Below are 19,646 nucleotides of genomic sequence, written 5' to 3'. Positions count from 1 at the left end.
CCTACCTCTCCGCGCCTTGGACCAGGCCCGAGACGATGTACCGCTGGGCAAGGAAGAAGACGATCACCACCGGAACGGTCACCGCGATCGAGCCGGCCAGGAGCACCGTGACCGGCACCTGGAAGTCGCCGAGCTGGGCGATGCCGAGCGGCGCCGTCCAGCGCTCGCGGTGCTGCACCAGGAACAGCAGGGCGTAGAAGTACTCGTTCCAGGCGATCATGAACACGTAGATCGCGGTGGCGACCACGCCAGGGACGGCGATCGGCAGCACCACCCGGACCAGGAGCTGGCCCAGGGTGCAGCCGTCCATGATCGCGGCCTCCTCGACGCTCTGCGGCAGTGCCAGGAAGAAGTTCCGCATCATGTACAGCGCGACCGGGACCGTGGCCGCGACGTAGACGATGAGCAGCCCGATCAGGGAGCTGGTCAGACCCAGCCGGGACAGGATCACGAACTTCGGCACGGCCAGCACGATCCCGGGGAACAGGTAGACCGCCAGGATGATGCCGTTCGTCAGCGCCCGGCCGCGGTAGCGCAGCCGGGCCGCTGCGTACGCGCCGAGTATGCAGACCACGATGCTCAGCACGACGGTCCCCGCGGCGACGCCCAGCGAGTTGAGCACGAACCGGCCGAGCCCGAACCCGCCGTCCGCCTCGTCCCGCATGGCCGTGGCGAAGGCGGACAGGTCCAGCCCGGACGGCAGGCCCAGCGGGTCGCGCGTCACCTCCGCGTACGGGCGCATGGACAGCACGACGCCGTACGCGACCGGGCCCAGCGACCACAGCAGTGCGATCGCGACCACGAGGGCGCGGCCTGCGCGCGCCGCGCGGGTGGGGCGGGCGCCGCTCATGACTCGTCCGTCCGTCGGGACAGCACCACGTACCCGATCAGGAGCACGCCCAGGATCAGGCTCATGAGCAGCCCGAACGCGGCCGCGCTGCCGATGTCGGCCTTGGTGACGAGCTCGGTGTAGACCTGGATGGCCATGACCTGGGTGCTCCCGGCGCCCTCGGTGAGCAGGTAGACGTCGTCGAAGCTCTGGAACGACCAGATGAACCGCAGCAGCAGGAGCAGCAGCGCCACGGCCCGCAGCTGCGGCAGCAGGATGAACCGCAGGGCCTGCCGCCGGTTCGCGCCGTCGAGCGCGGCGGCCTCCTCGATCTCGCCGGGCACCGACTGCAGCCGGGCGGTGAGGAACAGGAACGCGAGCGGCGCCGACTTCCAGATGTCGAACAGCACCACGACCAGCAGGGCGACGGGTACGGGGATGCCCCAGACGTCGGCGGTGGTGGTGCTGAGGAAGCCCACCGGCGTGTCCCACCCCAGATAGGCGCGGCCGAACGCGTTCACCACGCCGTACTGCGGGTTGAGCATCGTCCTCCAGATGGTCGCGGCCGCGACGACCGGCAGCACGTACGGCACCAGTAGCAGGGCCCGGACCAGTCCACGTCCGGCGAACGGCCGCCGCAGCGCCAGCGCGAGCACAAGCCCCACGGCCAGGGAGCCGACGGCGGTCAGCCCCGCGTACAGGACAGTGGTCCACAGGGCACCCCAGAAGGCCTGCGACGCCATCGCCCCGCGGAAGTTGTCCAAGGTCCACTCGATGGGCTCCGTCCCGAGGTAGGGGATGTCGACCAGGCGGATGTCGGAGAACCCGAACACGACCACCAGCGCGAACGGCAGCAGGACCACCAGGCCCACCACCGCAAGGGACGGGGAGACGAGCAGCCACCCCGAGCGGTTGGTCCGCTGGGCCTGCGTGGTCAGGCGAACCTTTGGCGGGCGCGCGGTCGCCGGGCTGGCCGTCCTCGAGCGGGCCGTCACTGGTCCTGCTGCAGCGCCGTCACCTCTGTGGCCATCTGCCGGGTCACCTCGGCGGGGTCGGTGCCCTGGTACAGCGGGTCGAGCTGCTGGGCGAGCGTGCCCTGGGTGGCCACCAGGCCGGCGAGCGTCGCGTCGGGCGTGCCCTGGCCCCACCGGGCGACGGCGGCCATGCCGTCACCCATGGCGGCGACCAGGTCGTCGCCGTACACCTCGGCGACCGAGGACTCGACCTTCGGCCCGAAGCCCAGGTCGCCCCACGCGTCGAGGTACTCGGTCGGGTTCTCCGGCGTCCCGGTGCGCAGCGGGAGCCTGCCCTCGGTGGCGACGGCGAGCGTGTCCGCGTAGCCCTCGCCCAGGACGTACTCGATGTACTGGCGCGCCTCGGGGCTGTCGGCGTGGGCGGGGACCGCGTAGGCGAGGGTCGCGCCGAACTGGGCCGGGTGAGCCTCGTCGAGCACCGTGATGAAGCCGGAGCTCTCCGCGAGGAACGCCGGGGCGTCGGCGCACTCCTTGCACGAAGGCGGCACCGCCTCGTCGAGGTCCGCCAGCTCGTCGAGGATGTGGGTCGAGAAGAGCAGCATCGCGGCGTCGCCGGCCAGGTACGCGGCGCGCGCGGACTCGACGTCGTAGTCGCCGGCGACCGACGAGTCGCGCAGCTCCTTGAAGTAGCCGGCGGCCTCGGTGCACTCGGGCGAGTCGATGGTGACCGCGCCGTCGGACACGAGCTCGCAGCCCGCCGACTGGAAGATCGACTCGATGCCCTCCGTAGCCGATGCTGTCCCCGACTGCGTGCCCAGGGCGATGCCCGTGACGTCCAGCTCCTGCTTGACGGTGGTAGCGGCGTCGGCGAGCTCGGCTACGGTGGTGGGTACCGCGACCCCCGCCTCCTCGAGCAGGTCGGTGCGGTAGGCGATGAGGTGCACCCAGCCGTCGCTCGGGACGGCCGCCGCCACGCCGTCCACCGTGACCGCGCCGAGCGCGTTCTCGTTGAAGGTGGCCGGGTCCAGCGTGTCCATCGCCTCCTGGACGACGTCCGTGTCGAGCAGCCCCTGGGCCTGCCAGGAGGTGACCTGCGAGGCGCCGGCCAGGATCACGTCGGGCACCTCGCCCGAGGCGGCGCCAGTGACCAGGGCCTGGTCCTGGTCGGCCGCCGCGAGCGGGACGACGTCGACCTCGATGCCGGTCTCCTCGGTGAACCGCGCGGCGACCGCTTCCTGCGCGGCCACCCGCTCGGGCGTGGACTGCGGCGTCCAGAAGGTGATGGGCTCTGCCTGCTCTTCCTCTGCGGCGGGTGCGCCGCAGGCGGCGAGGAGGGCAGCGGTGGCGGTCAGTGCGACGACGACGGCGGACGAGCGGATGCGACGGTGCATGGACTCTCCTCTGCGGGGTGCCTCGGAGCGGGGGTGCCCCAGAGACTTCACCCGCGTGCGGGGCCAGTCAAGGACGACGCGCCGGTGGGCCGGGGTCGCCGGGCAGCGAAGGCGACCCCTACACGCTGCACGCGACACGCCGACGACGGCGCGCAGTGTGTAGGGGTCACTACGGGTGGACAGGCATGGCCACCACACGGGCGTCGCCGATGGTGGGGGCGAGGGTGCCTGCCGAGGCGGCAGCGACGTCGGCGAACAGGGACTCGAGCTGGTCCTTGGGGACCAGCAGGTTCAGGTGCGCGACGGCGTCGTAGGCCGGTGGCTCGATGACCGAGCCGTGCGAGGCCGCCCAGTCGCGCAGGACGTTGTCGATGCGGCCGGCGTCCGCGTGGGGGACTGGCACCTCGACCTCGAGGAGGAGCTCCCGGCGGAGCATCGCCCCCGAGGAGGCGGCGACGTCGAGCGCCGCGGTCACCGCGCCCGAGTAGGCCCGGACGAGCCCGCCCGCCCCGAGCTTCACGCCCCCGAAGTACCGGGTGACGACGGCGACCAGGTCCGTGACGTGCCGGTGCCTGAGCACCTCCAGCATCGGGACGCCCGCGGTGCCGCTGGGCTCGCCGTCGTCGGAGGAGCGGGCGGTCAGGCCCGCACCGTCGGCGTGCGTGCCGAGGACCAGCGCGACGCAGTGGTGGCGCGCGTCCCACAGCTCCTTGCGGAGGCGGGCGATGACGGCGTCGGCCTCCGCGACGCTGCCGACGGGGGCGAGGTGGGCCAGGAACCGCGACTTCTTGATGACCAGCTCGTGGTCGACGGGGCGGGCGATCGTGCTCGGGAGGTCCACCGAAAGAGCGTATCCCGGCGTTTCTCCCTTGATTAATAGTGTGCCAAGCGTAGATTTACACCCATGACCAGTAGCGATACACCCTCACCGGAAGCACGGAGCGGAGAGCTCGGCCGGTACCCGCGACCACCGGTGACCCTCAATGAGGCCGAGTGGGTGTGGCGTGAGCTGTCCACGGAGGCGATGCGGCCGGGCGCGAAGCCGGAGATGGCACGGCTGGCGGTGATCACGGGGCTGGTGCGCGCGACCGGTGCCCGGTACGGCGACCTGCTGCGAGTGCGCGTCGAGGACATCGACCTCGGTCCGGCGCGCGCCAAGGCGTCCGAGGGGAGCGTGCTGGTACGGCACGGCAAGCACCGCACGCCGCGGCGGCATCTGCTGCCGGCCGACCTGGTGGTGCTGCTCAGGCACTGGATGATGGTGCGCGAGGAGCTCGCGTCCGAGCTGGAGGGATCGATCCCGCGGGCGCTGCTGCTCACCGTGCACCACACCCACGACAACGGGACCACCGTCGCGTCCGGCCTGCCGATCACCCGGCAGGGGCTGGTGCTCTCGTGGCGCCGTTTCGTGCACCGCACCAACGCCCGCTATGGCGCCCTGCGCCCGCCGCTACCCACCCGCTTCGAGCAGATCCGCCGCGCCTGGACGGACGCCGCCCAGGAAGAACGTTGAGTGCTGGATATTCGCCCTTTTCCGTGTGCCAGGAGGGCGAATATCCAGCACTCGACGAAGGGGTCAGGAGGTGGTTGCGATCCCGAGCAGCGGCGCCTGGGGGGTTGAGGACGGGAGCTCCGCGAAGCCGTACCGGTCGTAGAACACCCGGGCCGCGGTGTTCTCGGCCGCGTAGCCGAGGTGCACGCCCGGCACGCCGCGCTCCGCGAGGGCCGCGCGGAGCGTGTCGATGAGGCGGGAGCCCAGGCCCCGGCGCTGGAGCACGGGCAGCAGGTCGATGTGCAGGTGCGCGGGGTGCGTCGTGAGCTCGCCGTGGCGCAGGCCGCGGACCATGCGCTGGGGGTCGGCGCCGTCGTGCAGGAGCTGGGCCTCGGTGTAGCCCGGGTTGCGGCCGGTGGCAGGGCCGGGCGCGGGGTGCCGGGCGACGAAGCCCGGCGTCCACTCGCGTGCCCACCAGTCGGCGAACGCCAGGGTGTCGGCGGCCGCGATGATGTACCCGGTGGCGCGGCCCTCGTGCTCGACTACCCAGGCGAGGTCGGGGGAGTGGTCCACGTACGGCAGCGCGTACACGTCGGGCATGAGCAGGTCGGACGAGTAGACGCCGCGCGCGTCGCCGCCGGCCGCGGCGGTGCGGACGCAGATGTCGGCGACGTCGGCGCGGTCGGCGACGCGGTACGGGCGGATGTAGGGCTCGGTCACCCCGGAACCCTAACGCGCCGGCGGGGCCTGGTCGGAGCCGGTCGCCAGCGCGACGAACGCGATCCCGGCCACGGCGAGCGCGGCGAGCAGGACGGCGCCCGGTACGGTCGCCCCGGAGGCGAGCATCGCGAGCCCGCCGAGGAGACCGGTCCCACCCAGGACGACGACGTCGCGCCGCCAGCCGGTCAGCAGGGCCGCGACCTCCGCGCGTCCGCCGAACGGGACGTGCGCCGCCCACCAGGTCAGCCGGACCACGAGGTAGGCGAGCAGCGCGACGAGGAGCGACCACGGGTCGAACGGCTCGGCGGTGAAGCCCCACACGAGCACGCCGGACACCACGACGACGCCGCCCGCCGTCGTGGGGGTAGGGCGCAGCACGACGAGGCCCGTGCACAGGGCCACCGTGGGCCAGACGAGCGCCGTCGACAGACCCGGCGTGCGGGAGGCGGCGGTGAGGACCAGCAGGGGCACGAGCACCAGGAGGGCGGCGCGTAGCACCCAGCCGCGCACGGTGGGGCCGGTCTCGACGGTCACCTCGGGCAGGGGCCGTCTGGCCGGGTCGGCCAGGTGGAGCTTGAGACGGGCCCACACCCGCTCGGTCCAGGCGTTGCGGATCATGGCGCTGCCGTCCCCGGGACCCGGCCGGGTACGTGCCGCTGCGCGGCCCGGGCCAGGGCCTCGAACCGCACGGCGGCTCGTTCGCGCTCCTGTCCTGCCCAGCGCAGCACGGGTACCGCCTCGCGTTCCAGGGCGGCCAGCCGGTCCTCGCGTTCCATGCGGGCGATGCGCCACGCGATCCACAGGTGGTTCTCGGCGATGGGGTGCACGTCCGGCAGGGTGTCGACGACGACCACGGGGTGGCCCTTGGCCCGCCAGGTGCGCACCAGGTGGAGCGGCTCGTCGTCGAGCACGGTGGTGAACAGGTAGACGATCGCATCGGCCGGGACCTGCGGCGGGCGGACCCGGTGCCCCGCTGCCCGGTCTCTCGGGTGGGCCAGCGCCAGGCCGTGCACCACACGGCGCAGGTGCCGGCGCCCGGCCGCGGGCGGGAGCGGACGACGTCGGCGGGCCAGGTCCTCCAGGCCTACCCGGTCGCCCGCCTCGAGGAGCGCGCGGGCCACGGAGGCGGCGGCGTGCCGGGCGAGGTCGAGCGACGTCGGCTCGTCGACGCGGAGCGTGCCGTAGCCGCGCCAGGTCCGCAGGTCCGGCCCGACGTCGTCGCGGGAGTCCACGACGAGCACCGCCGTCGCCTCGGCGGTGGCGTACGTGCGGCGCACGTACAGCGTGTCGAGGTCGGGCGACCGGCGCGCGGTGGTTCGCCAGTCGATCCGGCGCAGCCGGTCGCCGGGCGTGAAGGGGTGGATGTCGCGCAGCTCGGAGCCGTCGCCCAGCCGGCGCGACGAGTGCGGGCCGGTCAGGCCGCGCAGGCGCTGCGGCAGCGGCAGCCGGCCCAGGGGTGCCGCGGCCGGCAGCACGAGGCGGCTCGCCCCGCCGACCTCGATCGGCTCCTGCTCCCAGGTGCCGTGCCGGGACGCGCGCAGGTCGATGGCGAACGTCTCCTGCGGTCCGGTGCGCACGGAGGAGAGCCGGAGCGGGACGCGCCGCTCGCCGGGTTCCTCAGCGCGCGAGCGCGCCGCGAGCGCCACGTGGGTGGTGCGGTGGCCTGCGGCTTTGATGCGGAGGTGGGTGATGTCGGCGGTGTCGGGGGTGGTGAGGTGGAGGGTGGCGGTGAGCTCGCCTGCTGTGGCGGGGGTCTCGGGTTCGTGGAGGGTTCCGTGCTGGGGTGCCTGGGGGCGGGTGGCGTGGGCCCAGGCTGCGGTGAGGAGGGCGGGGACGCCGATGAGGGCGATGTCGGCGCGGCCTGCGAGTACGCCGGTTCCGAGGAGGATGACGCCGGTGACGACGGCGGCGGTGTGTGCGGAGGTGGGGCGCCAGCCGTGGTGTCCGTCGGCTGGTTTGCCCTGGGGGGTTCGTCCGCGGGCGACGATGATGCCGCCGATGGTCATCGGGTGGGGACCGTGGTGGGTGTGGGCACGGTGTGCAGGAGGTCGGTGACGATGGTTTCGGGGCGGGTGGCGGATGCCCAGGCGGTGGGGGTGAGGGTGATGCGGTGGGCGAGGACGGGTACGGCGACGCGTTTGACGTCTTCGGGGAGTACGTAGTCGCGTCCGTCGAGGACGGCGATGGCGCGGGCGAGGAGGACGAGGTTCTGTGATCCGCGGGGTGAGGCGCCGACTTCGAGGGCGTGGTGGCCGCGGGTGGCGGCGGTGAGGTCGACGCAGTAGCGGACGACGTCGGGGTCGATGGGGACGGCTTCGGTTCCGGCTTGCATGGCGAGGACGGTGGTGGGGTCGACGACCTTGCGTACGGGTGCGGCTTCTTGTCGGCGGGCGAGGCGGCGGGTGAGGACTTCTGCTTCTTGGGTGGTGTCGGGGTAGCCGATGGCGAGGCGGACCATGAAGCGGTCGAGCTGGGCTTCGGGCAGGGGGTAGGTGCCTTCGTACTCGACGGGGTTGGAGGTGGCCAGGACGTGGAAGGGGTTGGGCAGGGGGCGGCTGGTGCCTTCGATGGAGACCTGGCGTTCGGCCATGGCTTCGAGGAGTGCGGACTGGGTCTTGGGGGCGGTGCGGTTGATCTCGTCGGCGAGGAAGAGGCCGGTGAAGACGGGGCCGGGGCGGAACTCGAAGGTGCGGGTGGCGGGGTCGAACACGGAGGAGCCGGTGATGTCTGCGGGGAGCAGGTCGGGGGTGCACTGCAGGCGGGCGAAGTCGAGGCCGAGGGCGGTGGCGAGGGAGCGGGCGGCGAGGGTCTTGCCGAGGCCGGGGACGTCCTCGAAGAGCACGTGTCCGCCGGCGAGGATGGTGGCCAGGGCTACCTGGAGTGCGTCGCGCATGCCGACGACGGCGGTGCCGACCTCGGCGAGGACTCGTTCGCCCAGTGCCGCGACGTCGGCGACGGGGAGGGGGCCGGGGGTGTCCGGCGTGTTCGGGCTGAGGGTGTTCGGGTCAGGCACGGTTCTCCTCGGTGGTGGGCACGGTGGTGGGCGCGGCAGTGGGCACGACGGCGGGCGCGGTGGTGGGCGCGGCGCCCAGGCGTTCGATCGCGTCGAGCCAGGTCTGCATGGTGCGCGCCGTCGGCGGTGCGTGGGACAGGAGCTGCCGGTGGACGCGGGCGCCGAGCAGGCGTTCGGCGTCGGGCCGGGCGGCGGGGTCGGACGGGTCGACGCCGTGCGCGCGCAGCCGGTCCGCGGCGAGTGCCCGCACGCGGCGCACCACCCGGTCGGTGATGAGTCCGTCGCGGCCGAACACGGACCAGCCGAGGTCGGACACGTCGTGCCGCCCGCCGGCGCGGGCCTCGATGGCGACGGGTGGCCACTGCGGGTCGTCGACGGTGGCCTCGGTCCCGGACCACAGGACGCTCGCGGCGACGGCGAGCGCCACGGCTGCGATGGCGTGCCAGAGGCTGATGATCTGCCAGAAGACGAGCCCTGCGGCGATCAGGCCGGTCACTGTCGTGACGGTGACGATGCGCCGCCGGTTCCAGGGCCTCACGCGGGGTCCCGCTCGCTGTCGGTGCGGTTGGCGGGAGGGTCGAGGGCGGGCTCGTGGACGTCGAGGCTGCGGGCGATGTCGGCGAGCGCCGTCCGGGCCTGGTCGACGGCGGGGCGGTCGATGGGCCGGTCGGTGAAGCGGGCGCGTTGGTAGAGGGTGCGTAGCCGGTTGACGGCGGTGGGTGGTGCGGGGGTGGCGGCCAGGACGGTTCCGGCGAACTCGGTGGGGGTCTGGGCGGGGTCGCGGTGGGTGCCTGCGCGTTCGGCGGCTTCTTCGAGGGCTACCCAGGCGGCGATGACGGCGTCGCGGGGGCGGGCGTGGCCGTCGAGGTGGGCGAGGGCGCGGGTGACGGCGTCCTGCAGCTCGGGGAGGTCGACGTCGGTGCCGATGCTGCCTGCGGCTGTGCCGGCGGCGAGGTTGTCGGGTTTGGTGCTGGTGCGTTCGCGGTGGGTGGCGAGGAGCTGCCGTACGGCGGCCGTGATGATGGCGGCGACCAGGAGTCCGAGGAGGACGGTGGCGACCAGGACGATCCAGCGGGTGTCGAGCGGAGGGGGTTGCTGCGCCGGGGCCGGGGACGGGCTGGGGTCGCTGGATGTGCTGGGCTGGGCCTGGGGGATGGAGAGCTCCGGGGTGGGTAGCTGGGGCGGGCTGAGCTGCCAGGGGGTGGCGGTGGCGGCGCCGAGGACCACTGTGGCGACGAGTGCGCAGGTGATGGCCAGGCGGGTGGTGGCTTTCATGCGGGCTGTGCCGGGTTGCGGGCTGCTGGGGTGTCGGTGGTCGTGAGGTGGTGGGCGTGGAGGCCTGCGACGGCGGCTGCGACGAAGGAGGCGGGGTCGCGATCGAGGCTGCGGCCCATGGTGCGTAGCCCGGCGGGGGAGGTGCGCAGGGTGTCGAGGAGGGTGGTGTCGGCGGGGATGTCGACGAGGGTGTGCCGGGCGGCGTTTCGGCTGGTCTCAGCGGGCGGTACCAGCGATCGGGCCTGTTCGTGGATGCGGTGGGTGAGGTCGGCGCCCCAGGCGGGCAGGTTCTCGACGTCGGCGGTGGGGGCCGGGACGGGGATGTCGGCGGGGGCGAGGGCGACGCGGCCGTAGGCGGTCAGGGAGTGGTGGGAGATGCCGAGGTGCCGGTCGCGGGGGTCGGCGCCGGACACGCGCAGGGAGGCGACGGGCCGGCCGCCGAGGGCGGCGGCGGCGTTGACGGCTTCGCCGGCGGCGACGCCGGAGTAGCCCCAGCGGGTGCCGGTGCCGAGGTTGCCGGGGCCCTGGGTGACGATCGCGACGTCGCACCCGGCGACGTGCCTGGCGGCCAGGAGGCCGGTGTGCACGGTGACGGCTTCGAGGTCGCCGCCGTAGGCCTGGCCGACGGTGACGCAGGTGGTGAGCCAGCCGGTCTCCCGCAGGGCGGCGATGGTGCGGGAGAACGCGGCGGGCAGGGCGCCGCCGTCGGTCATGACGTAGGCGACCTTCAGCGTGTCGGGAGCGGTGCCGGACACGGCGGCGGCGTGGCGCAGCCCTGCGACCACGGCGGGCAGTGCGGAGTGCAGGTCCGCGACGACGACGGGCAGGCCGTCGAGGCTGTCGGCGTCGGCCAGGGTGGCGTGGTGGGGCGACTCCTGCTCGTCGACGCCGAGCACCATGGTCTGCAGGGGGGTGTACCGGGCCTTGACCAGGTGGCCCGGTCCGACGGGCGGGTCCGGCGGGAGGCTGGTCGTGCCGGCCGCCGGGCCGACGACTAGGGCGTACCCGCCGGTGCCCAGCCCGCGCGCCAGGGCGGACACGTTCAGCAGCAGGGCGTCACCCGGGACGGGCTCGCCGACGAGGTCCGTGTACGCCAGCGCGCGCACGGTCACGGGCGCGACGGCGCCGTCGGCTCCACCCGCGGCCGTGCCCTCGACCGCCCGGCCGGGCAAGGGCCGGTTCAGCGTCACCTCGAGCTCGAGGGCACCCCGCCACGCCTTGCCTGTGGAAATCACGGTCCCGATCCGCCACGTCATCACACCGTGGAGGCTACCCAACGATAGCGTTGCCCTGATGTCCACCGACCTGCCCCCCACCCTGAACCCCGCCGAGCGGCTCCTGAACCTCGTCATCGCGCTCGTGAACACGAACGCGGCAATGACCAAGCAGCAGGTGCGCACCGCCGTCGCCGGCTACTCCGACGCGCCCAGCGACGAGGCGTTCGAGCGGATGTTCGAGCGGGACAAGGACATGCTGCGGGCCCTGGGCGTCCCCGTGGTGACGGTCGGCACCGGCGGGCACACCGACGAGCTCGGGTACCGGATCGACCAGGACGCCTACGCGCTGCCGTCGATCGACCTCACGCCGGCCGAGCTCGGCGTGCTGTCCCTGGCGGCCCAATTCTGGCAGGACAAGACCTTGCAGACCGACATCACGCGCGCCATGGTCAAGCTCCGCGCCGCCGGAGCCGGGGACCCGTCCGCCGACGCGCTGGCCGGGCTCGCGCCGTCCGTGCGCGCCGTCGGCGACGCCTACGGGCCCCTCATGGAGGCGATCGAGGCCCGCCGCGTGGTCACGTTCGCCTACCGCGCCGCGTACAACGGGACGGTCCTGACCCGGCACGCCGAGCCCTGGCGCATCGCGGCGCGCGACGGCGGCTGGTACCTCATGTGCTTCGACCGCGACCGGCAGGCACCCCGCGTGTTCCGCATGTCCCGCATCGAGTCCCGCGTCCGCGTCACCGGCCCGGCGAACGCCTACGAGATCCCCGACTTCGAGACCGACGTCATGCTCGGCAAGGCCCACGGCGAGGTCAAGGAGGCGGTAGTCGCCGTCCGCCCCGAACGTGCCGGGGCCCTGCGCGCCCGCGCCAAGGCCGTGCCCGACGGCGAGCGCGCGGCCTACACCGAACGCCTGGCCGGACCAGGCGGTGGCGCCGGCGGCCCCGTCGGTGATCCGGCCGGCTGGGACATCCTGCAGGTGCCCTACCGGTCCCTGACCGGCATGGCGTCCGAGGCCGCCGGGTACGGCGCCGCGCTCGTCGTGCTCGAACCCGAACCCGTCCGGGCCGAGACCCTGCGCCGGCTCACCGCCGCGGCAGCGCTCGGCACGGCCGCAGGCACCGCTGTACCGGGCACCGGGACGGAGGCGTCCCGTGGCTGAGCGCGCCGACGACCGGCTCCTGCGCCTGCTCGGCATCGTCGCCTACCTCGACGGCGCCGGCCCGGTCTCCGTGGCCGACCTCGCCAGGAGGTTCGGGACCACACCCGCACAGATCCAGAAGGACGTCGACGCGCTCTGGGTCTCCGGCACCCCCGGGTACTGGCCCGACGACCTCATCGACTTCGACGCCGCGTCCATCGACCGCGGCGTCGTGCACCTCACCGAGGCCCGCGGCATGACCAGACCCCTGCGGCTCGGCACCCGCGAAGCGGTCGCCCTGGTCGCGGCCCTGCGGGCCATGAAGGCCACCGACGCCGTCAAGGCCGACCCCGCACGCTCCGCCGTCGTCGAGTCCGCCCTGCGCAAGCTCACCGACGCCACCGGCGAGGCCGCGAGCGCCGTGGACGTGCGGCTCGCGCCGGGCGGGGACCGGCAGGTGGTGTCGGCGATCTCGTCGGCGCTGGCGGCGCGGCACCGGTTGCGGATCAGGTACGTGACGTCGTCGGACGTGGTCAGCGAGCGGGACGTGGACCCGGTGCGGCTGCACACGCAGGACGAGTTCGCCTACCTCGCGGCCTGGTGCTACCGGGCCGAGGCGCCGCGAACGTTCCGGGTGGACCGCATCCTGGAGGCCACGGAGACGGACATCCCGGTGCGGTCCCATCCGGGGGAGCCGTCGGAGATTGATTTCGGTGCCTTGTTCGCGGGTGGTTCGTCGCCGCTGGCGACGATCCGGTTCGCGCCGCGGGCGCGGTGGTTCGCGGAGGAGACCCCGGTGGAGTCGGTGCGTAACCTGCCCGACGGCGACTTCGAGGTGACCCTGCGGGTGACCAACCCGGGCTGGTTGCGCAGCTCCCTGATCCGGCTCGCCCCGTACGTGCGGTCCGTCTCGCCCAGGGCGTTGGCCGACGACGTCGCGGGCGCCGCCGCACAGGCGCTGGCGGTGTATGGAGCGGGTGCTGGTTCCTGGGATGCGGACCGGGTGACGGCCGCAGACGCAGCCACATCGCCGAATCCGCACTAGGCTGAGCGACCATGTGGTTCTGGGTGTGGACCCTGCTGATCATTGGCAGCCTCGTCGGAGCGTTCTTCCTGGCCCGCTCGCTGTGGCGGTCGGCGAAGGGCCTGATGCAGGAGCTGGGCCGGGCTTCGCGTCGGATCGGCGAGTCGGCCGACCGGCTGCAGGAGCTGTCGGACCGGGCGCGGGAGACGGCGACGCAGCACGCGGGCCCGAGCCTGTTCGACGACGTGACGATCCACTACCAGCGCGTCAACGCGCAGCGGGTGGCCCGTGCGGGGCGCAAGGACGCGCGCCGGGCGAGGAACGTGGCGACGTGGCAGAAGTGGAAGCACTTCAACGACTAGGTCTCGGGGAACCGGCCGTTCACCCGGTGGTCACCGTGTCACACAGGAGTCGTCGTACCATCGCGGCGTCGATCGCGCATAGGATCGACCTGGACACCGCATTTATCCGAATGGAGTTACACCATGGGCGCCATGCAGTGGCAGCACTGGGTCCTCATCCTCGTCATCGTCCTGCTGCTCTTCGGTACGGCGCGGCTTCCGGGTCTGGCCAAGAGCGTGGGTCAGTCGATGAAGATCTTCAAGAAGGAGATCAACGAGCTGCGCGACGACAAGGCCGATGGCAAGACCGACGCGGACGACGGCAAGGTTGCCGACCGGACGGCGGATGCGCCGACGGGTTCCTCCACCGGCTCGACGACGAGCTCGGGCACGGGTTCACCGGCGGACAAGGGCGGCGACGCCCCCAAGGCCTGACCGGTGGCACGTACGGGGCGGTCGTCCGACGGCCGGATGCCTCTGCTCGAGCATCTTCTCGAGCTTCGGAAGCGTTTTGTTCTCATCGCGGCGGGGCTCCTGGCCGGGGCGATCGTCGGCTGGTTCCTCTACGATCCGCTGCTGGTCATGCTCCAGCGGCCGCTCGTGTCCGCCGCGGAGATCACGGGCAACGACGTCACGCTGAACTTCACGGGGCCGGCATCGGCGCTGGACCTGAGGATCAAGGCGGCGTTGTTCCTTGCCGTGTTCCTGTCGTGCCCGTGGTGGCTGTTCCAGGTGTGGGCGTTCATCACGCCCGGCCTGAACAAGCGGGAGAAGTACTACGCCTACGGGTTCGTCGGCGCGTCCGTGCCGCTGTTCCTCGGCGGCGCATACATGGCGTGGGTGGTGATCCCGCACGCGGTGCGGATCCTGACGGGGTTCCTGCCCGACAACGCCACGAACTTCACCGACGCCCAGATGTACCTGGACCTCGTGATGCGGCTCCTGCTGGCGTTCGGCGTCGCGTTCGTGTCCCCTGTGCTGCTGGTGGGCCTCAATTTCGCGGGCCTGATGTCGGGCAAGGCACTGCTCGGCGGCTGGCGGTGGGCCATCCTCGTCGCGTTCGTGTTCGCCGCGATCGCGACGCCGACGCCGGACGCGCTCACGATGATCCTCGTGGCGCTGCCGATCTGCGTGCTCTACTTCGGCGCCGTCGGCGTATCGCTCATGCATGACCGGCGCGCCGAGAAGCGACTGGCGGACGCCGAGGTCTGACAGCCCGCCCCGCCCGATGGGCGGGGCGGGCTGTCACCCTCCGCCGTTCCCCGCTGCTCGTCACCCGCTGGGTGTCGCACACGGCTGTCACACACGGACCGTAGGCTGTGCCCCATGAGCGACCTGAGCCCCGCCGAGCGGTACACGGCCTTCCGGTCACAGAGCCGCCACGTGGCCGAGCACCCTGAGCTGAGCCGGTTCCGGGAGGTCATCGGATTCCAGCTCGACGACTTCCAGGTCCAGGCCTGCGAGGCCCTCGAACAGGGACGAGCCGTGCTGGTCGCGGCCCCGACCGGGGCGGGAAAGACCGTGGTGGGCGAGTTCGCCGTCCACCTGGCGCTGGCCTCCGGCCGCAAGGCGTTCTACACGACGCCGATCAAGGCCCTGTCCAACCAGAAGTACGCCGACCTCGTGCGCCGCCACGGCCCCGAGAACGTCGGCCTCCTCACCGGCGACTCCACGATCAACGGCGACGCACCGGTGGTGGTCATGACCACCGAGGTGCTGCGCAACATGCTCTACGCCGGGTCCACCACCCTGGACGGGCTCGCCTACGTCGTCATGGACGAGGTGCACTACCTCGCCGACCGGTTCCGCGGCCCCGTCTGGGAAGAGGTCATCATCCACCTCTCCGACGACGTGCAGCTCGTCTCGCTGAGCGCCACGGTGTCCAACGCCGAGGAGTTCGGCGACTGGCTGGAGATGGTGCGCGGCGACACCGCCGTCGTCGTCTCCGAACGCCGGCCCGTGCCCCTGTGGCAGCACGTGCTCATGTCCTCGCCGGAACCGCGCGGCACGCCGCGCCTCCTGGACCTGTACGCCGGGCACGTCGACCCGACCGACCCCGGCACCAGCCCGCCCATCAACCCCGACCTGACCGCGGCCTTCCGGTCCGGGCGCGGCGGCAACCGCCCCGGCGACCACGGCGGCGGACGAGGTCGCGGGCGCGGACGAGGCGACCGCGGGTACCGCGGCGGCAACGGGCGACGCACCGGCGACGGCGGAGGGGGCATCGGGCCCAGCCGGCGCACCCCGCCGCGGTTCATCGTCATCGACGCCCTCAACGCGGACGCCCTGCTGCCCGCCATCTACTTCGTGTTCTCCCGCGCGGGCTGCGAGGCCGCCGTCGACCAGTGCCTCAAGGCCGGGCTGCGGCTGACCAGCCCGCAGGAGGAAGCGACCATCCGCTCGATCGTGGAGGAACGCACCGCCGCCCTCCCGCCCGAGGACCTCGACGTGCTCGGCTACTGGTCCTGGTCCCAGGCCCTGGCCCGCGGCGTGGCCGCCCACCACGCCGGCATGCTTCCGGTGTTCAAGGAGACCGTCGAGGAGCTGTTCTCGCGCGGCCTGGTCAAGGTCGTGTTCGCCACCGAGACCCTCGCGCTCGGCATCAACATGCCCGCCCGGTCCGTGGTCCTGGACAAGCTCGTCAAGTGGGACGGCTCCAGCCACGTCCCGGTCACGCCGGGGGAGTACACCCAGCTCACCGGCCGCGCCGGACGCCGCGGCATCGACATCGAGGGCCACGCCGTCGTCGTCGACCACCCCGCGCTCGACCCCGTGGCGCTGGCCGGCCTCGCGTCCAAGCGCCTGTACCCGCTCAAGTCCAGCTTCCGGCCCACCTACAACATGGCCGTCAACCTCGTCGCCCAGGTCGGCCGCGACCGCGCCCGCGAGGTCCTGGAGACCTCGTTCGCGCAGTTCCAGGCCGACCGCGGCGTCGTCGGCCTGGCCAAGCAGGCCCAGGCGCACGCCGAAGCCCTCGACGGGTACGCCAAGGCCATGTCCTGCACCGAAGGCGACTTCGGTGAGTACATGGAGCTGCGCCGCGCCATCAAGGACCGCGAGAAGGACCTGTCACGCGCGGCATCCGGCGCCCGCCGGGCCGAGGTCGTCGCCTCCCTGGAACAGCTGCGCCGCGGCGACGTCGTCGAGGTGCCGTCCGGGCGCAGGCGCGGCTACGTCCTCGTGCTCGACCCCGGCGAGCCCGGCGGGTTCGACGGGCCCCGCCCCACGGTCCTGACCCAGGAACGCCAGGTCAAGAAGCTCACCCTGGCCGACGCGCCCGACGGCCTGGAGACCGTCACCACCGTCAAGATCCCCAAGGCGTTCAACCCCCGCAAGCCCGACGCCCGCCGCGACCTCGTCTCCAGCATGCGCAACGCGCTGGGCGTCCTGGCCGACGACGTCCCCTCCGCCCACTCCACCAGCAGCCCCGCCAACAGGGCCGCACGCGGCGGCAGGACTCCCGTCGGACGCCGCTCGGACGCCGCCACCGACGCCGAGCTCGCCCGCCTGCGCAGGGCCCTCAAGGCACACCCGTGCCACGCCTGCTCCGAGCGCGACGACCACGCCCGCTGGGCCGAACGCTGGAACAAGCTCAAGCGAGAGCACGACCAGCTCGTGCGCCGCGTCGAGGGACGCACCGGCTCCATCGCCCGCACCTTCGACCGCACCCTCGACGTGCTGCTCACCCTCGGCTACCTGCAACGAACCGGCACCGGAACCGGCGCAGGGAACGGGCAGAGCAACGGGCACAGCGCCGGCAACAGCGGCCGGATCCGCGTGACCGACGACGGCCGCTGGCTGCGCCGCCTGTACGCCGAGAACGACCTGCTCCTGGCCGAGTGCCTGCGCCGCGGCGTGTGGGACGGGCTCGACCCGGCCGGCCTGGCCGCCGTCGTCTCCACCGTCGTGTACCAGGGTCGCCGCGACGACGCCCCCGACCCGTACATCCCCGGCGGGCCGACCGGCCGCCTCGCGGGCGTGCTGGACGACACGCAGCGCGTGTGGTCCGAGGTGGACGACCTCGAGGAGGCGCACGGCATCGAGGCCACCGGACCGCTCGACCTGGGCCTGGTCGGCGCGATGTACAAGTGGGCGTCCGGCAAGGGCCTGGACAGCGTGCTGCGCGGCTCCGACCTCGCCGCCGGCGACTTCGTGCGCTGGTGCAAGCAGGTCATCGACGTGCTGGACCAGCTCGGCGGCGCCGCGCCGTCGGACAAGCTGCGCTCGACCGCACGCAAGGCACAGGACGCGGTCCTGCGCGGGGTCGTGGCCTACTCCAGCCTCTGAGCAGGCCGCAGCACTGCCGGTCGCCCGGCGAGCACACGCCGGGCGACCGGGGGTGAGCGCCGGGTGACTGTGGCGGACGACGCCCCGCTGACCAGGGCACGGATCGTCCCGATCGCATACAGTTCCCACCGTGAGCCAGCCCGCCCGATCCATCCTCTACCGCAACGGAGTCGTCCACTCCGCCGCCGACCCGTTCGCCGAGGCGATCCTCGTGGACGACGGCGTCGTGGCCTGGCTGGGCGCCGACGACACCGCCGCCGGGCTCGCGGCACGCGCCGACCGCGTGATCGACCTCGACGGCGCGCTGGTGACCCCCGGTTTCGTCGACGCGCACGCCCACGTGCTGGAGACCGGCCTGTCCACCGACTCCGTGGACCTCACCCCCGCAGGCGGCGTGCACTCGCTCGCCGACGCGCTGGCGGCCCTGCACCAGGGAGCCCGCCGGCTCGCGGCGACCGACCCGTCCGGGGACGAGGTCCTGCTCGCCTACGGCTGGGACGAGCAGTCCTGGCCCGAGCAGCGCACCTTCACCCGCGAAGAGCTCGACGCCGCCTGCGGCGGCCGCCCCGTGTACGCGGCCCGCGTCGACGTGCACTCGGCGGTGGTCTCCACCTCGATGGCCGCCCGCGCGGGCATCGAGCGCGACCCCGCCTGGACGGGCATGGGCCTGTCCGGCTCCGGCTGGTCCGACGCCCCCTCCGACACCGGCCTCGTCACCGCCGACCTGCACCACACCGTGCGCGACGTCGCCCACGCGCTGTCACCCGAACGCCGCACCCGCATCTACCGCCAGACCCTCGCCGCGTGGGCCGCCCGCGGCATCGTGTCCGTGCACGAGATGAGCGGCCAGCACCTCGACACCCGCGCCGGCCTGGCCGAGCTGTACGCCATGACTGTCGACTCGATGACGGCCGACGCGCTGTCCGAACCGGGCGCGCTCGCCCTGCCGCACCTGGCCGCCTACCGCGGCGAGCTGTGCGAGAGCGCGGACGACGCCGGCGCCCTGCTCGACGAGCTGCCCTTCCTCACCGGGATCGGCGGGGACCTCAACGTCGACGGGTCGATCGGCTCGCGCACCGCCGCCATGCGCAGCCCGTACTCCGACCTGCCCGCGGACCCGTCCTCCGGATCCTTCGCCGGCGCCCTGACCAACGCCGACGGCACACCGTGGACCGGCAACCTGTACCTGACCGCAGGCCAGATCGCGAACCACCTGTCGGCAGTACAGAACGCGCGCGGGCAGAACGCCGGGGTGCAGGCCGCGTTCCACGTCATCGGCGACCGCGCCATGGACGAGATGGTGCTCGGCCTGCAGCTCGCGGCCCAGGTGAGCGGGGAGAGCGCCCTGCGCGCAGGGCACCACCGCATCGAACACGGGCTGTTCGTCGACGCCGTGACCCTCGCCGCGCTCCTGGTCCACGGCATCGGCCTGTCGATGCAGCCCGCGTTCGAGTCCGCGTTCGGCGGGACCAAGGGCGTGTACGCCTCCCGGCTCGGCGCGATGCGCGCCGGATCGATCATGCCGTTCGCCGACCTCGCGCAGGCCGGCGTACCGCTCGCGTTCGGCTCCGACACACCGGTCACGCCCGTCGACCCCTGGCAGGGCGTCCGCGCCGCGACCAGCCACGAGGACCCCGACCAGCGCATCTCCGCGGGCGCCGCGTTCCGCGCCCACACCCGCGGCGGCTGGCGCCTGGCCGGGCTGGACCACACCGGCGCCGGACAGCTCCGGGTCGGCGCACCCGCGCACCTCGCCGTCTGGCGGGCCGAGCAGCTCGGCGTGCAGGCCGCGCCCGGGCGGCTCAGCTCCTGGAGCGAGGAGGCCCGCGCGGGAACGCCCCTGCTGCCCGACCTCGCGCCCGACGCCGTCGAGCCCGAGTGCCTGCACACGATGCGCGACGGCGCCGTCCTGTACGACACCCTCTGACCAAGGGCTCCG

19 protein-coding genes are annotated in these 19,646 nt (G+C 73.2%); 8 read left to right on the top strand and 11 right to left on the bottom strand.

What is annotated here, in order from left to right; genetic code table 11:
• Window position 1 precedes the first annotated feature (1 nt).
• The 4 genes from C8K30_RS17800 to C8K30_RS17785 all read right to left on the bottom strand — a co-directional run bounded on the left by C8K30_RS17800 (window position 2) and on the right by C8K30_RS17785 (window position 4,035).
• Window positions 2-850 (bottom strand): carbohydrate ABC transporter permease, encoded by an 849-nt coding sequence (locus C8K30_RS17800; RefSeq protein WP_108494223.1) that lies wholly within the window; start codon window positions 848-850, stop codon window positions 2-4.
• The gene (locus C8K30_RS17795) at window positions 847-1,824 is read right to left on the bottom strand and encodes a carbohydrate ABC transporter permease (protein WP_233257248.1); all 978 of its coding nucleotides are present in this window, start codon (window positions 1,822-1,824) and stop codon (window positions 847-849) included. Before C8K30_RS17795 ends, C8K30_RS17800 begins: the two co-directional genes overlap by 4 nt.
• On the bottom strand, window positions 1,821-3,194 hold the full coding sequence (locus C8K30_RS17790; protein ID WP_108494222.1) for an ABC transporter substrate-binding protein: 1,374 nt from the start codon (window positions 3,192-3,194) through the stop codon (window positions 1,821-1,823). Before C8K30_RS17790 ends, C8K30_RS17795 begins: the two co-directional genes overlap by 4 nt.
• Before the next feature lie 169 nt (window positions 3,195-3,363).
• Window positions 3,364-4,035 (bottom strand): YigZ family protein, encoded by a 672-nt coding sequence (locus tag C8K30_RS17785; protein WP_108494221.1) that lies wholly within the window; start codon window positions 4,033-4,035, stop codon window positions 3,364-3,366.
• A 63-nt stretch (window positions 4,036-4,098) separates the two neighbouring features.
• Here C8K30_RS17785 and C8K30_RS17780 point away from each other — a divergent pair, with 63 nt between their 5' ends.
• The gene (locus tag C8K30_RS17780) at window positions 4,099-4,707 is read left to right on the top strand and encodes a tyrosine-type recombinase/integrase (RefSeq protein ID WP_233257247.1); all 609 of its coding nucleotides are present in this window, start codon (window positions 4,099-4,101) and stop codon (window positions 4,705-4,707) included.
• 63 nt (window positions 4,708-4,770) lie between these two features.
• Here C8K30_RS17780 and C8K30_RS17775 read toward each other — a convergent pair whose 3' ends face one another.
• From C8K30_RS17775 to C8K30_RS17745, 7 genes are read right to left on the bottom strand one after another with little or no spacing between them, the layout of a single operon-like run.
• Window positions 4,771-5,406, bottom strand: coding sequence for a GNAT family N-acetyltransferase (locus tag C8K30_RS17775; RefSeq protein WP_108494219.1), 636 nt, complete (start codon window positions 5,404-5,406; stop codon window positions 4,771-4,773).
• Between the two features lie 9 nt (window positions 5,407-5,415).
• Window positions 5,416-6,024 carry a hypothetical protein gene (locus C8K30_RS17770; protein ID WP_108494218.1) on the bottom strand — a complete coding sequence of 203 codons (609 nt, stop codon included), beginning with the start codon at window positions 6,022-6,024 and terminating at the stop codon, window positions 5,416-5,418.
• Entirely contained in the window at window positions 6,021-7,412 is a 1,392-nt protein-coding gene (locus C8K30_RS17765) for a DUF58 domain-containing protein (RefSeq protein ID WP_108494217.1), read from the bottom strand. The genes C8K30_RS17770 and C8K30_RS17765 overlap by 4 nt, the downstream gene beginning before the upstream one ends.
• Window positions 7,409-8,419: a MoxR family ATPase gene (locus C8K30_RS17760; RefSeq protein ID WP_108494216.1), complete on the bottom strand. Its 1,011-nt coding sequence runs from the start codon at window positions 8,417-8,419 to the stop codon at window positions 7,409-7,411. Before C8K30_RS17760 ends, C8K30_RS17765 begins: the two co-directional genes overlap by 4 nt.
• A complete protein-coding gene (locus tag C8K30_RS17755) occupies window positions 8,412-8,957 on the bottom strand; it encodes a hypothetical protein (protein WP_108494215.1) in 546 nt (181 codons plus the stop codon). Before C8K30_RS17755 ends, C8K30_RS17760 begins: the two co-directional genes overlap by 8 nt.
• Window positions 8,954-9,694, bottom strand: coding sequence for a DUF4129 domain-containing protein (locus C8K30_RS17750; protein ID WP_108494214.1), 741 nt, complete (start codon window positions 9,692-9,694; stop codon window positions 8,954-8,956). The genes C8K30_RS17755 and C8K30_RS17750 overlap by 4 nt, the downstream gene beginning before the upstream one ends.
• Window positions 9,691-10,953 (bottom strand): DUF3866 family protein, encoded by a 1,263-nt coding sequence (locus C8K30_RS17745; protein WP_233257246.1) that lies wholly within the window; start codon window positions 10,951-10,953, stop codon window positions 9,691-9,693. The genes C8K30_RS17750 and C8K30_RS17745 overlap by 4 nt, the downstream gene beginning before the upstream one ends.
• A 34-nt stretch (window positions 10,954-10,987) precedes the next feature.
• On the opposite strand from C8K30_RS17745, the gene C8K30_RS17740 reads away from it, so the two are divergent.
• From C8K30_RS17740 to C8K30_RS17710, 7 genes are all read left to right on the top strand, one after another.
• Window positions 10,988-12,076, top strand: a complete 1,089-nt coding sequence (locus C8K30_RS17740) for a YafY family protein (RefSeq protein ID WP_108494212.1) — start codon at window positions 10,988-10,990, stop codon at window positions 12,074-12,076.
• Complete coding sequence (locus C8K30_RS17735) at window positions 12,069-13,100, top strand: YafY family protein (protein WP_108494211.1); 1,032 nt, start codon at window positions 12,069-12,071, stop codon at window positions 13,098-13,100. The genes C8K30_RS17740 and C8K30_RS17735 overlap by 8 nt, the downstream gene beginning before the upstream one ends.
• An 11-nt stretch (window positions 13,101-13,111) precedes the next feature.
• Entirely contained in the window at window positions 13,112-13,441 is a 330-nt protein-coding gene (locus tag C8K30_RS17730) for a hypothetical protein (RefSeq protein ID WP_108494210.1), read from the top strand.
• Between the two features lie 123 nt (window positions 13,442-13,564).
• A complete protein-coding gene (tatA, locus tag C8K30_RS17725; protein WP_108494209.1) occupies window positions 13,565-13,855 on the top strand; it encodes a twin-arginine translocase TatA/TatE family subunit in 291 nt (96 codons plus the stop codon).
• A 3-nt stretch (window positions 13,856-13,858) separates the two neighbouring features.
• On the top strand, window positions 13,859-14,632 hold the full coding sequence (gene tatC / locus C8K30_RS17720) for a twin-arginine translocase subunit TatC (protein ID WP_369940343.1): 774 nt from the start codon (window positions 13,859-13,861) through the stop codon (window positions 14,630-14,632).
• 114 nt (window positions 14,633-14,746) lie between these two features.
• Entirely contained in the window at window positions 14,747-17,707 is a 2,961-nt protein-coding gene (locus C8K30_RS17715) for an RNA helicase (RefSeq protein ID WP_108494207.1), read from the top strand.
• Window positions 17,708-17,837: 130 nt separating this feature from the next.
• On the top strand, window positions 17,838-19,634 hold the full coding sequence (locus C8K30_RS17710; RefSeq protein ID WP_233257245.1) for an amidohydrolase: 1,797 nt from the start codon (window positions 17,838-17,840) through the stop codon (window positions 19,632-19,634).
• The last annotated feature ends 12 nt before the right edge of the window (window positions 19,635-19,646 follow it).

This window comes from Promicromonospora sp. AC04 (assembly GCF_003058225.1).
Taxonomy (GTDB): domain Bacteria; phylum Actinomycetota; class Actinomycetes; order Actinomycetales; family Cellulomonadaceae; genus Promicromonospora.
This window is presented reverse-complemented; position numbering and strand designations above follow the sequence as displayed.

Coding starts and splice junctions, on each gene's coding strand:
- C8K30_RS17750 (WP_108494214.1), bottom strand. CDS start 9,694: ATGAAAGCCACCACCCGCCTGGCCATCACCTGCGCACTCGTCGCCACA.
- C8K30_RS17715 (WP_108494207.1), top strand. CDS start 14,747: ATGAGCGACCTGAGCCCCGCCGAGCGGTACACGGCCTTCCGGTCACAG.
- C8K30_RS17780 (WP_233257247.1), top strand. CDS start 4,099: ATGACCAGTAGCGATACACCCTCACCGGAAGCACGGAGCGGAGAGCTC.
- tatA (WP_108494209.1), top strand. CDS start 13,565: ATGGGCGCCATGCAGTGGCAGCACTGGGTCCTCATCCTCGTCATCGTC.
- C8K30_RS17740 (WP_108494212.1), top strand. CDS start 10,988: ATGTCCACCGACCTGCCCCCCACCCTGAACCCCGCCGAGCGGCTCCTG.
- C8K30_RS17800 (WP_108494223.1), bottom strand. CDS start 850: ATGAGCGGCGCCCGCCCCACCCGCGCGGCGCGCGCAGGCCGCGCCCTC.
- C8K30_RS17730 (WP_108494210.1), top strand. CDS start 13,112: ATGTGGTTCTGGGTGTGGACCCTGCTGATCATTGGCAGCCTCGTCGGA.
- C8K30_RS17765 (WP_108494217.1), bottom strand. CDS start 7,412: ATGACCATCGGCGGCATCATCGTCGCCCGCGGACGAACCCCCCAGGGC.
- C8K30_RS17770 (WP_108494218.1), bottom strand. CDS start 6,024: ATGATCCGCAACGCCTGGACCGAGCGGGTGTGGGCCCGTCTCAAGCTC.
- C8K30_RS17790 (WP_108494222.1), bottom strand. CDS start 3,194: ATGCACCGTCGCATCCGCTCGTCCGCCGTCGTCGTCGCACTGACCGCC.